Source organism: Methanooceanicella nereidis, assembly GCF_021023085.1.
GTDB classification, from domain to species: domain Archaea; phylum Halobacteriota; class Methanocellia; order Methanocellales; family Methanocellaceae; genus Methanooceanicella; species Methanooceanicella nereidis.
The window spans coordinates 184,907-197,405 of sequence record NZ_PGCK01000003.1 but is presented as its reverse complement, the minus strand read 5'-3'; the positions used below and the strand labels follow the sequence as shown (position 1 = coordinate 197,405).

Sequence of the window (12,499 nt, the reverse complement as noted above, 5' to 3'; positions counted from 1 at the left end):
AGCCGTCATAAGCTCTGGACCAGGTTACCGTCCTCATCCCATTGTTTATAGGATATGGTCGCACCCATACTATACTCCCTTTCGGACCATCTTGCGCCGCTTTCATAGTACGACCTGTGCATGCCGTCCGGCTTCCCGTCAACGAACATGCCGGTGTAGCGTACCTGGCCGGTGTCATAATACTCGGTCCTGAGGCCATTCTCTATGCCGTCCTCATAATAGGTCTCTTCCTGCAATTGTCCGTTACTGAACCATCGCAGGGAAGGGCCGGTCTCTTCACCGTCACGATACTCTACCATGGCCTGTATTGCCCCGCTCTCATACCATAGCTTGTATGTGCCGTGTATCTTTTGAGACGGCAGGTAAGATCCTTCGTAATACTTTTCATAGTAGGTGTACTCTCGTTTCTTCTGGCCATTGGAGTAATACTCGACATAATATTTCAGCCAGTCATCGGCGGCAGGGGTCGGTGTCGGTGTGACGGACGGCTTTATTGTAGGTGTTGCCGTCGGCTTGATAGTCGGAGTGGCTACGAATCCGGGAATGGTGTAAACGTCCGAGTAGACGATATAGCCGCCCAGGTCATAGTAGACCTGTACGGTATCGCCGGGCTTCGCTTTTAGGCTGACGTCGAGAGTATTGAGATATTCCCCGCTCCTGGGTTTATAGACGTAGTCCACGCCGTTTATGACGACATGCGCGCCGTTACCGATCAATGGCGCTGTCTGCCATTCCTGTGTCTTTATGTGCTTGACGTGCGACTTCATGATATAATATCCGGGGTTCTCTGTATCCTCGGACACGTCATCGATGATCACCTGGAACCGGGGAAGGAAAGCATCGAGGACCGACGCGCTTGATCTTATGGCAGTGGGTATAAGCAATTCCTCCTGGTCGAGGACAACGCGGTAGTCCATGACAGCGAGAGGCTTCTTAATGACCATGTACCTGGTCAGGACAGAATCCCTTGCAAGCTTATACTCTCCATACTTGAACTCAAAGCCTTCGGGCTTATAATAGAAATACCCGTCACTCGAGGGAGTCATCGTCAACGCCGGGGAAGGATGCGCGGCCTTTCCATCACTGTACACGCCCGTGCCATATTGTTCTACGGTATCGAGCGAGAAGAAGTTACGGTTTGTCCAGAGAGCCGTGTCTTTCATCAGCGAGTTCAGAGTATTCTGTCCCTGATAGGTACATTTATAATTCAAGGCCTCCGAGTACGCGTAATCCTTATTGACCTCAACGTCGATCGCCTTTACTTTTGTCTCGTACAGGTCCGGGTTAATATACGGCAGGTGCCCGTCGTTGCGCACGTGAGACGGTACGGTCATGTCAGCCATAAGGTGCATGGTCTCCCCCACGCCTCTCCATGCCATGCCATAATATTCATTGTATGCTTCGCCGTTTTCCATGGCCAGCTTAAAGTCCTTTTTTGCCTCCGGGAAGCTGTATTCATTGCAGTATTTTATGTCAAGGCTGTGAAAAGCCCAATCTACTGCCGTTATTTGAGGATTCTTCAGGCTCGGCACGATCTCCTGTGCCACCGCTATGTAGATCTGCTCGTCATCGGTCAGCCATGGCTGGCTGTTCAGAGGATCGTAGAAATGCCTGAAAGCCATCGGCCCTTCCGGCTCGTCTGCCGAAAATCCGCCATAGCTGATCCAGTCCGCCGGCGTCTTCTTTATCAGCTGCTCCGGCACGGAGCCTATCGCTTCGGTATAGCTGCGCCTGTACTCCGGATCGAAAGCATAGCCATAACACTGTCTTTCGGAAAGGACGGCATTTTTCAGGTACGGGTCGTCTTTCAGTATGTAATCATTAAAATAGTCCACTGCAGCCTCATTAATATCCGGGTGCACTTCCAGGTTATCGTATGCGGATGCCTGGCCGCAGACACAAATAAACAGTAACAGGAACAGAGCGCTATATGCCGCCTTTATCAGAGTCCGCCTATTTTCCATTCCCCATCCTCCTTTATCGTATAGAATGAATAAGTCTCGCCGTCGATCGCCATCTCGTACATGATGAGATCTTCAGTCTGAATGACCATGCGGGCATCCCTTATACACTCAGCAAGTTTCATGGCTCCGAAGGATTCAATATCGATGTCACTGCCAACCTGTTGCCTGAAGCTTCCCGATAAAGAGCTTAAGAACATGCCCTTATCCCCTATCTCAAGCCCTGTTGCCGCATAGCTCAGCACGATGTCGCTTTTCATCAGTTCCTCCGGGTCAATCACGACACCCTGTAGACCGTTATCACCGGCTACCGGGGTATTGGTCGGGGAAATTCCTGGAGGATCATCTATGCAGCCGCTTATCGCGAGCGCTATAAAGATTGAGACTAGTATTATAATTTTCCTCATATTTACCCACATTAATAGAATTATAATATTAATTACAGCAGCGATACAGTCATTTTTAGTTTAATATGGCTAATTTTAAAAGTAAATTTTATTTTGAACTATACTAATACTTTATGGTCAAGGGCATGGCCTATAAGTGCCGTTATAGCTGATCGACGATGTCCTCTTCAAAAACAATGGTCTCTGAATCGTATTCGATGCACGTTTCGCCTTTTTCTGCAGTGTCGCATATTGTGGGTTTCATGACCGCTGCAAGATAAGTATGGTGGTAAAGTTTTCTTTCGAGCAGCACCATATCGCCGATAATGTTACAATGGCCGCCGAGAGTCCGCATGGCGTTCTCCTTCAGTGTCACGAAAGAAAGTTCCCATCCTTTCTCTTTTACTGCCGATATATTATGATCGCCTTCGTATTCTGGCATGAACTTACTGATGTCAACCCCCATTTTCTCGGTGAGAAAACTTTCTATCCGGTATGCAGGCTTGTAGGCATCTACGGCTTTCAGGCGAAGGTCGGCGATATCATTTTGCATGGCAGGGTCGTCGACGTCCAGCTTAAGGTACCTCTCACGAATATCTTTCATTGCATTTTCGAGAGCCGTATACTCATTATCCAGCCTCGCCAGGATCAGCGGGACTGCGACGTCCTCAGGATAGTAAGCGGCGATCTCTTCTATAGACTGTTCAATGCCCATAGTATATGGATAAGCCGTATTAAGTGAAAAATCTTTCAGCTTGAAGATAAAAAAAATGTAGCCCGGCACGACCGCCGGACTTAGGTCTATAAGAGACCGGGGTTTAGAGAGCCGTTAGCAGCATTCCGCCATATGTGAAGGCCAGGTAGAGTACCAGCGGCACGCCGACCACGATCAGCGCCTGCGTCATGCTTAGCTTCTCGCCGTTCTTTATCGCCAGGACGCCGAGCCAGCAGGACCAGAGCAATCCCAGTAAGCCCACTATGGTGCTCGCGATATAGAAGACGTTCCCGTAAAGCTCATTCAGCGCGCTGATGGTCCCGGTGGGATTGGACTGGGATATCTCCAGTGTGACATACGGCGTCTGAGTTAACAGTATGATAGATACTATCACGAATATTATCTTCACGACGTCGGTATATCCGATAGCTGTAAGCATGTTTGGATAGAACTTACCGTCGCCTCCGAACACCATCGAGAACAGGTGGAGTATGCCGGTCACGATAGGCCACCCTATGATCGGGGTCAGGAAACCAAAGACCAGTGACGTTATGGTCGTGATGGTCCTCAGGGCACCCATGTCACTCATACCGGGCATATCATATATGTAATTGATATGAGAAGCGGAGATATATGCGACTATCATCGCAAAGATCGCGTAAACGCCGACTACCACAAGTGCTTCCTCGATGCGCGGCTCTTTTATGATGTCCTTTATCGTTTCGTCCGGCTTTGTGAACATGCCGATGATCCTTTCATTAAAGTTCATATTATGCCTCCCTTATTTCTTTGATAAACATCAGGGGATACCCGTCTTTGTAAGCGATACCGACGTTTACCTCATAACCCGGGTATTTTATGACGGCATCGACATCCAGCATTGGGCCTTTAAGCTCCGTATAGCCGAACGAACTCAGGTTTTCTTCTATCATTTTTCTGTTTATCGATACTGAGATGCTTTTAACATATGGCTGTACGGATATACTTTCGGAGATCGCTTTTTCCAGGCTTTCGGCAGTCCGAAGGCTCACTGGTGAGCCGACGAACTGATGGTAAAGCGCGCCGAGCTTTATGCCCGCCTCAAACACAGCGTTATCCCTGGCAGTTATAGTCATTTTAAACTCTCCACTTTTGTGGGTATGTACCTATTAGTAATAGGTACTATAAAAATATGGCTATCGAAATATTTTATAATGACCATTTTTATTTCTAATATTATCGGTAATAATGGTCGTAATAGCCAATACTAAAGAGGACCTAGTTATCCGTAGTTGTCTCTTTTCCCTCATCCTCTTCAAAAATAAATAGTTCATCTATAGAAGAATGGAGGGCTTTAGCAATATCATGTGCCAGTTTTAAAGAGGGATTATACCTGCCCTTTTCGAGAAATACTATAGTCTCTCTTCTCACGCCTACCTTCTTCGCAAGATCTTCCTGCGTCAGGTCATGCCTGGCCCTGAACTCCTTGATCCTTGTCCTCATTTTATCTCACTATGGATACATGTTTATGTAAGATCGTTTGCAGTCGCCGAAATATTACCAATGCCGGCCCATCTGGCGTCAATTATGAGATGTTGCTTAATTGTAACATTTTGTTATGAAATTGTAACACATCAATATATATAGATTATCGGTCGACCGCTAACGCATTACCTGGTGTCCGATCACTTTTTCCGAAGGTTTTTACCGTCCATTGTAAGCCTGCTTATATTTTTCCTCATTATTCGTTAGTGTGCCATATGGATCATTACTTTATGTTATGTTAAAAATATTTAACTTTATGTTATATAAATATAACATTAAGGTATATAACACTTACCATATTATGGCCAATACAATTGGTAATCGTAAGTTTAATATATGGTATGTTAGGAATAAGTAACTGGTTGTTAGAAATAATCAACAAATTGTTACAGATATATAACTATAGTATAAAGCCCCGGCCGGGAAAGGATTTAGTCAGGTGAAAGAATAACTGAATATCGATCCTGCAGGGATTTGCATCACCGGATGTTAAGAGACGAGGTAGAAATGAGTAACATTGCTATTCATACGGATGCCCTTACGCGTGATTTCAAGAATATCAGAGCAGTTAATGAAGTGACCCTTGAGGTACCCTCGGGGATAGTGTTCGGTTTTCTTGGGCCGAACGGAAGCGGCAAGACTACCATGATAAGACTGCTGCTCGGGCTCCTGGAACCGTCGACAGGCAGCGCTAAAGTGCTCGGGTTCGACACTATGAAGCAAGCCGACGAGATACGGGCCAGATCGGGCGCGCTGCTTGAGTTTAACGGGTTATATGAGAGGCTTAGTGCCGAGGATAACCTTGAATTCTATGGAAAAGTATGGAAAATGCCCGCACAAGAGAGAAAAGAGCGTATAAAAGAACTGCTCACCCACATGAACCTCTGGGATAGACGCGGGGAAAAAGTGGGCAACTGGAGCCGCGGCATGAAACAAAAGCTGGCCGTGTCCAGGGCTATGCTTCACCGCCCTTCGCTGCTTTTTCTTGACGAGCCCACTGCAGGCCTTGATCCGATAGCTGCATCAGGCTTGCGCGATGATCTCGACAGGCTCGTGAAAAGTGAGGGTGTCACAGTATTCCTGACCACCCATAATCTTGTGGAGGCTGAAAGGCTCTGTAAAAAGGTCGGCGTGATAAACAAAGGAAAACTTATAGCTGTGGGCCATCCTGACGAGCTGAGAGCAAGGACAGGCTCGCCGCAGGTCGAGATCGTCGGACGCGGCTTCAATGATATTGTGATGAGCAGTATCAGGTCAAGACCGGAAGTCGCATCTGTGGAAATGATGAATGACAGACTTGTCGTCTCCCTGAACAAGGATGCTGCGACATCAGGCCTCGTCAGTGCGATAGTCAGTGCCGGGGGCGAGATCGAGGAAGTGCGGAAAGGGACCGCCAGCCTGGAGGATGCTTTCCTCGCGATGATGGAGGTCGAAGAATGATACAGGATATTTCAACGATAATCTGGAAAGAGTGGAAAGAGCTTTTCTTCGCGCGCGGAGGGGGCTTCAAGGGCGGCATTACCGGACTTCTGATATTCGTGACAGTATTCGGCGTCTTTTTACCTTTGCAGTACGGGCCTACAATGGTCGATTCGCCGGTCATGATGCTGTCATGGCTATGGGTACCGCTGCTGCTGGTCATGGGAGTCGTGACGGACTCGTTCGCAGGAGAGCGTGAGAGACATACATTAGAGACCCTCCTAGCAAGCAGATTACCGGACCGTGCTATACTGTTCGGGAAGATCGGTGCCGCAGTCCTTTATGGCTGGGGATTCACGATAGCATGCCTGATCATCGGTATCCTTACGATCAACATAGCCCACTGGAGCGGCAGCATTCTAATGTACGCCCCGGAAACAGCCCTGTCTATACTTGTATTAAGCTTGCTTATAAGCGGGCTGATGGGATCGGTGGGAGTACTCGTATCGCTCAGGGCAGCCACGGTCAAAGAGGCACAGCAAAAGCTGAGCATCGCGATATTCGGTATCGCCGCGATACCATTCGGCGCCATCGTCCTGCTCCCCAATCTTCCGGAAGAGTATCTGGTAAAGCTGACCGAGATACTGATGAGCATTGGCATGACCGAGATAGTCGTGGCGGCAGTGGCCATACTTGTTGTGATGGACGTGATATTCATCGGGCTCGGGATAGCAAGGTTCCGGCGTTCGAAACTTATTCTGGATTGAAGGCAAAACCTTCGATCCGTTCATGATCCTGAGGTGAGTGACTATGAAGAACAGACACAGGATAGGCCTTATGGCAGGTGTGGCAGCTTTACTGTTAAGCATACTGATAAAAATGTATTATCCGTCCGCGGATATGATCATATTCATATCTCTGTTTAACGCGGGCATAATGCTCATAATATTCAATGTCTACTACATATTCAAGAACGGCGAAACGGTCGATGCCGACGAAAGAACGAAAAGGATCTCATCGACGGCCATGAGCTATTCATGGTTCATAACGTTCATATCCATTTGTATACTGGTATGGGCCGATTACTTCGGCATTATAAGCCTGACAGGGATGCAGGCACTGATGATCGTGATGATAATGATGAGCGTCTTGATCATTGTGTTCAAATGGTATTTCGGCATGAAAGGAGACTTCGAATAACATACGAACTATTTTTTATATTTTTATTCCCCTAAACGAATACGTACTCTGGCCCCTTGTAGTAGTTTTATATTAGCGTGATGTCCGTTAAAAGTAATAGGCAAGATGCCGGGTCAGTATTCCACCAGTACCTTGATATCCCCGCTTTTTTTCACCACGTCGACGAGAGTGCCGGTTATCCTTCGCTGAAATATCAGATCGATAAAAGAGTCACCTACTCTCAGGTTTATGATATTGACAAGGTTCAGCCACGACGGGAGATACGGGTCCACCAGAGTAAGCCGGTGATTCAGGGCATCAGGCCGAAAACCAAGTGAAGCCATGAGCATGTGCGGTATCGTGCCGGACGACCATGCCTGCGGACTGCAGGCGACCGGGTACTTTATGGGCACGTTGTGTTTGCCCCGGTCGAACCCTCCGAAAAGCTCCGGTAAACGGAACAGCGTATATGCGCTGGCCGCCTCGTACATGGCAGTAAAAAGTTCGGAAAACCTGTCATTATACCCGTACTTGTACAGGCCGCATGCGATTATGGAGTTATCGTGAGGCCAGACGGTCCCGATGTGGTATCCCAGCGGGTTGTAGCGGACTTCCTTCGTTGAGAGCGTGCGTATACCCCAGCCGGTGAACATGTCCGGCTCGAACATCCTGTCAGCAACTTGCCGGGCATATTTTTTATCGACGATCCCTGACCACAGGCACTGTGCCGGGTTAGAGGATATGACATCGCACTTTCCGCCGGGATCGATAGCCATCGCAAAGAAGCCCTTTTCGTCTATCCAGAAACTTTCGTTGAACCTCTTCTTCAGATCCGCCGCCTCGCTCCTGAGCCGGTTCGCGTCGTCCTTTCTGTCAATTTTTTCATATAGGTCGGCAATACGCATTTTTGCCATGTAGACATAGCCCTGCACTTCCGCCAGAGCTATCGGGCTCCGGGCCAGCGAGCCGTCCGAATGCATGACAGCGTCCCACGAGTCCTTCCACCCCTGGTTATACAGCCCGGACTTCGACCTGGCAGCATAAGAAAGGAACCCGTTACCTGCCAGGTCCGAATTATCGATCCATGCGAGAGCGGCGTCCACGTTGGGTATAAGCTCGTTGAATAGCCCGATATCGCCTGTCCAGTCCACGTAATCTGCCATCAATATTAAAAACAGGGGGGTTGCGTCCACGCTGCCATAGTAGGGTGTTTGGGGGATCATGTTCAGGTTGGCCTTTTCCCCGACCCTGAGCTCGTGCAGTATCCTGCCCGGCTGTTCATCCTGCCAGTCATCCCATGCTTTTCCCTGGTAACGTGCCAGCAGCCTCAGCGTACCCTTGACGACATCCGTATGATAGGGAAGTACCTGGATGGCCGAGATGATGCTGTCCCGGCCGAATAAAGTATCGTACCAGGGCACTCCGGCCGAGTAAAACGTGTCTCCATCTTTGCTCATGTGCATCATCCGGAGGTCGAGCATCGAACGAAGCAGGACCCTGTTGAAAAGGCTGTTATCGGTCAGGAAATTCCGCGTATGGTCCGCCACTTTCATGTAGGAGCTTTCTATTCTCTCCAGCATTTTATCTATGCCTGCGCTCGGCGGTTTATCATGACCGCCCTCCGGGGGCGCGTCCTCGACGGATATGCTGATGACTATTTCCTGAGAGAAGCGCGGTTTCAGGTCAAGGGAAAAAGTGCACAATCCTTCGTTGACGGTCGTGGGCTCGGGGTAGAATCGTGCCTTCGTGCTCCTCCTGTGCCCGTCACGTCCCTGGTAGGACAGGATCAATGTTTTCCCATCATAGCTCACCGGCATCAGGCTGCCATCCGCGACCTCGGTCATCCCCCTCACGGTAAATATATCGTTAAAGTCAGCGGCTAGCTCCAGGGTCAGGTCGATCGCAACGGTGAACTCATTAAAATTATTCATCGTGATAGTCTCGACCACACATCCGGGTATGACCACGTTCCTGATTATGCTTAGCGTCTCCTTACTGACCATGTTACCCTCACGGTCATAAAAATCCGGATTGGTCAGATAGATCGTGGATTCATAATTGTTTTGATCGCTCGAGAGTATCTCTGTCATTCGTTTTCCGTTGATCTTCAATACGTATCCGCTAAGGAAGCGGCAGTCGTTATAATAGATGCCATAGCCATAATTATTCATGACAGGTATATTGCAGTTCGGACGGGTGACCATCGTCAGATTATTCTCACGGATGACAAGCGCACCCATGATATTCGTAGACTTCGTATGCTTTTTAAGTGTGATCTTACTCTGGCCCATCGTAACATCCCCGGGCCGGACAGCAATATCCGGCGATTGATAATCATGTGATGAATTTTTAGAATTAAATGTCTTTTTCGTTTTGCCAGCGTACTTTTACTATAGCTGTAAGCCGTTCTGCCCTGGCCGATCGATATCATATTTTAAGAGTGAAAACCGGAAAAAATATAGTTCGTTGAGAACAGCCCGCTTAGTCTCGCCATTATACCGGCAGGGACACGACACCGCCGCGCCCCATTTGTCCTAAACGCGATAAAAATAGTTATACACACAACAAAATATCTTAATCGGTCGAATCATGGAAATCGCCCGAAAAATAGGTCTGGCTGAACGTTAAGTTTCAGGGTCGGGACGGGGATGGACTACGGCGGCCGGAATGGCGATGGACATTTAAAATCAACGGGTTTCCGGCTGGCAGCGGCATTAGTTCTGTGACTGTCATCCGGAGGGGGCGGAAAAAGCCCGGTGATATTATAGTCCATAATACAATTCGGCCAATATGGCTTCGATTTAAGTCACTAAGCTCGAAAAGAGTGTCCCGCAAAAGATCCAGGTGATGTAGATGACTATAAAGACCGTGAAAGATATCGATGTTACTTCGAAAAGAGTGCTGGTACGGGTCGATTTTAACGTGCCGATGAACAGTGATGGCATTATTGGAGATGACACCCGTATCCGTGCATGCCTTCCGACAATAAAATACCTTATAGATAAGCATGCAAAGATCATCATTTGCTCACATCTGGACCGGCCTCATGGTAAGGTTGAAGAATCGTTGAGGCTGGCGCCAGTGGCTAAACGTTTATCAGAGCTGATAAGCAGGCCGGTGAGAGCTATGAAGGATTGTATCGGCCCGGATGTCGAAAATGCGGTGTCGAAAATGCATGATGGCGACGTGGTACTGCTCGAGAACCTGCGTTTCCACCCTGGTGAGAAAGAGAACGATCCCGGCTTTGCAAGGGCCCTTTCACGTCTCGGAGAGGTCTATGTCAACGACGCGTTCAGCGTAAGCCATCGTTCGCACGCTTCAATAGTAGGGATACCAAAACACCTCCCGGCGGTTGCAGGGCTTTTAATGGAAAATGAGCTCGTAAAGCTTGGAAAGCTTCTGGAAAGACCTGAGAAGCCTTTTGCCGCGATGATGGGTGGGGCGAAAGTGAGCGATAAGCTTGGATTCATGGAGAATATCATTAACAGGGTGGACTTGTTGATCATAGGCGGCGGCATGGCTGCGACATTTTTAAAAAGCGAAGGTTACAGGGTCGGGAAATCGCTTGTGGAAAATGACAGGCTGCAATATGTCCGGGATCTGAAGGAAAAAGCAAAGTCTCTTGATGTCAGGCTTTTTTTGCCGGTGGATGTGGTCATCACTGAAGATATCCATGGCAGTTCAGGAACACGGACTGTTCCGGTGAGCGATATACCGGACGGCTGGGCCATCGCTGATATCGGTCCGCGTACCATATCTGATTTTTCGCAGGCTTTAAAAGAGTGTAAAACAGTATTCTGGAATGGCCCGATGGGTGTGTTCGAGATACAGGAATTTTCACACGGGACGCATGCAATGGCCACGGTAATGTCAAAGCTTGACGCCGTTACTGTCATCGGTGGCGGTTCCACGGTCGAGGCGGTGACGAAGATGGGGCTGGAAGATAAAATGTCACACGTCTCCACCGGCGGCGGGGCAACCTTAAAGTTCCTTTCAGGCGAGACACTTCCGGGAGTAGCGGCGCTTTCGGAAAAAATGATAGTGGTATGATCCGCCTGATGACCGGGCCGGTGGCTATGCTTCGGGACTGAGGATATGATCCCCATATCAGTGGAGTATACGTGCCGGGTATCATGTAGGCTCCGAGAGCAGGCGCGAGTTTGCGGCATGCGGAGAAGAATTGCCGGTCATCGTCGATGTTCTTCTGGCGTCATCTACGATCGTTGTGCACATCAGCCGGCGGATAGAGTTTCTGTCCCCGGCCCGGAATATCCGTTATATTATCATACGGCTATACGGGCTATGTGGCGGGCATCGATCAGGCAACGCTCTCCTGGCCTCTTTCTGCGATGACGGCACGATTTACGACATTTTGAGGACGCCCCCGGATAAACATCTCAACGTTCTCAACCGTTACACGGGTACAATCGTCTACCGATTCCCGGGTAAGGAAAGCTATATGGGGGGTGAGCACCACATTGTCCAGCTCCATGAGGGGGCTGTCCATGGGCAGTGGCTCTGTCTCGAAGACATCCAGCCCGGCTCCTGCTATACGTTTTTCTTTCAACGCACTGATGAGCGCGCGCTCGTCCACGATCTTTCCACGGGCAGTGTTGATCAAAATCGCGGTCGGCTTCATCCTGGCGATCTCACGTGCGCCTATCATATGCTCGGTCTTGCTGGTAAGGGGCAGATGCAGGGTAACGATGTCAGACCTCGCGAGCAATGTATCGAGGTCCACGAACTCCAGGCCCAGCGCTTTCGCCCGCTCGGGGCTGGGGTGGGCCGTGACTGCAAGCACGTTCATATTGAAGCCGTGGGCGATCTGTACCACCCTATTGCCGATATCGCCCAGCCCCAGGACGCCGATGGTCTTATTCAATAGTTCGCTTCCCATATAGCGCCTCCAGTCGAACATGCCTCTATGCAGTTCTTTGTCCGCCTTGTCGACCTTTCGCAGCAGGTTCAGCATCAGGGCGAACGCATATTCTGCTACTGAGTCAAAGGCATAATCAGGCACGTTGGACACGACAATACCCTGCCCGGTAGCAGCCTTCAGGTCCACGTTATCGTAGCCCGTCTGCCAGAGGGCTATCATCCTCAGGCCGGGAGCTTTGCGGATCGATTCACCGGTAAAGCCATATCTTCCGGCGATCACGATCTCCGCATCTTTTATTCTCTTTATGAATTCGTCCTCAGAGGCAGGCATGCTATCGTAGGTGTCGATATCGCCCAGAGCTTTTAACCTGCTCTTGTATTTCTCGGTCAGATATATCGGCTCTGAAATGACTATCTTCAAATTATCACCTTCATTA

At 49.2% G+C, this 12,499-nt stretch carries 12 protein-coding genes; 4 read left to right on the top strand and 8 right to left on the bottom strand.

Annotation, left to right across the window (positions count from 1 at the left end):
* Positions 1-5 precede the first annotated feature (5 nt).
* The 6 genes from CUJ83_RS05145 to CUJ83_RS05120 form a co-directional block, all read right to left on the bottom strand.
* Entirely contained in the window at positions 6-1,964 is a 1,959-nt protein-coding gene (locus CUJ83_RS05145) for a hypothetical protein (protein ID WP_230741213.1), read from the bottom strand.
* Positions 1,943-2,368: a hypothetical protein gene (locus CUJ83_RS05140; RefSeq protein ID WP_230741212.1), complete on the bottom strand. Its 426-nt coding sequence runs from the start codon at positions 2,366-2,368 to the stop codon at positions 1,943-1,945. Before CUJ83_RS05140 ends, CUJ83_RS05145 begins: the two co-directional genes overlap by 22 nt.
* A 142-nt stretch (positions 2,369-2,510) precedes the next feature.
* Positions 2,511-3,062: a hypothetical protein gene (locus CUJ83_RS05135; protein WP_230741211.1), complete on the bottom strand. Its 552-nt coding sequence runs from the start codon at positions 3,060-3,062 to the stop codon at positions 2,511-2,513.
* A 103-nt stretch (positions 3,063-3,165) separates the two neighbouring features.
* Positions 3,166-3,831: a Yip1 family protein gene (locus CUJ83_RS05130; RefSeq protein WP_230741210.1), complete on the bottom strand. Its 666-nt coding sequence runs from the start codon at positions 3,829-3,831 to the stop codon at positions 3,166-3,168.
* A 1-nt stretch (position 3,832) separates the two neighbouring features.
* Positions 3,833-4,177 carry a dihydroneopterin aldolase family protein gene (locus tag CUJ83_RS05125; RefSeq protein ID WP_230741209.1) on the bottom strand — a complete coding sequence of 115 codons (345 nt, stop codon included), beginning with the start codon at positions 4,175-4,177 and terminating at the stop codon, positions 3,833-3,835.
* 142 nt (positions 4,178-4,319) lie between these two features.
* Positions 4,320-4,544 (bottom strand): helix-turn-helix transcriptional regulator, encoded by a 225-nt coding sequence (locus CUJ83_RS05120; protein ID WP_230741208.1) that lies wholly within the window; start codon positions 4,542-4,544, stop codon positions 4,320-4,322.
* Positions 4,545-5,093: 549 nt separating this feature from the next.
* On the opposite strand from CUJ83_RS05120, the gene CUJ83_RS05115 reads away from it, so the two are divergent.
* From CUJ83_RS05115 to CUJ83_RS05105, 3 genes are read left to right on the top strand one after another with little or no spacing between them, the layout of a single operon-like run.
* Positions 5,094-6,026, top strand: a complete 933-nt coding sequence (locus CUJ83_RS05115; RefSeq protein WP_230741207.1) for an ABC transporter ATP-binding protein — start codon at positions 5,094-5,096, stop codon at positions 6,024-6,026.
* A complete protein-coding gene (locus CUJ83_RS05110) occupies positions 6,023-6,772 on the top strand; it encodes an ABC transporter permease (RefSeq protein WP_230741206.1) in 750 nt (249 codons plus the stop codon). The genes CUJ83_RS05115 and CUJ83_RS05110 overlap by 4 nt, the downstream gene beginning before the upstream one ends.
* A 43-nt stretch (positions 6,773-6,815) precedes the next feature.
* Positions 6,816-7,205 (top strand): hypothetical protein, encoded by a 390-nt coding sequence (locus tag CUJ83_RS05105; RefSeq protein WP_230741205.1) that lies wholly within the window; start codon positions 6,816-6,818, stop codon positions 7,203-7,205.
* Positions 7,206-7,318: 113 nt separating this feature from the next.
* Here CUJ83_RS05105 and CUJ83_RS05100 read toward each other — a convergent pair whose 3' ends face one another.
* Positions 7,319-9,475 (bottom strand): amylo-alpha-1,6-glucosidase, encoded by a 2,157-nt coding sequence (locus tag CUJ83_RS05100; RefSeq protein WP_230741204.1) that lies wholly within the window; start codon positions 9,473-9,475, stop codon positions 7,319-7,321.
* 562 nt (positions 9,476-10,037) lie between these two features.
* On the opposite strand from CUJ83_RS05100, the gene CUJ83_RS05095 reads away from it, so the two are divergent.
* Entirely contained in the window at positions 10,038-11,234 is a 1,197-nt protein-coding gene (locus CUJ83_RS05095) for a phosphoglycerate kinase (protein ID WP_230741203.1), read from the top strand.
* 268 nt (positions 11,235-11,502) lie between these two features.
* Here CUJ83_RS05095 and CUJ83_RS05090 read toward each other — a convergent pair whose 3' ends face one another.
* Positions 11,503-12,483, bottom strand: coding sequence for a 2-hydroxyacid dehydrogenase (locus tag CUJ83_RS05090; RefSeq protein WP_230741202.1), 981 nt, complete (start codon positions 12,481-12,483; stop codon positions 11,503-11,505).
* Positions 12,484-12,499 lie beyond the last annotated feature (16 nt).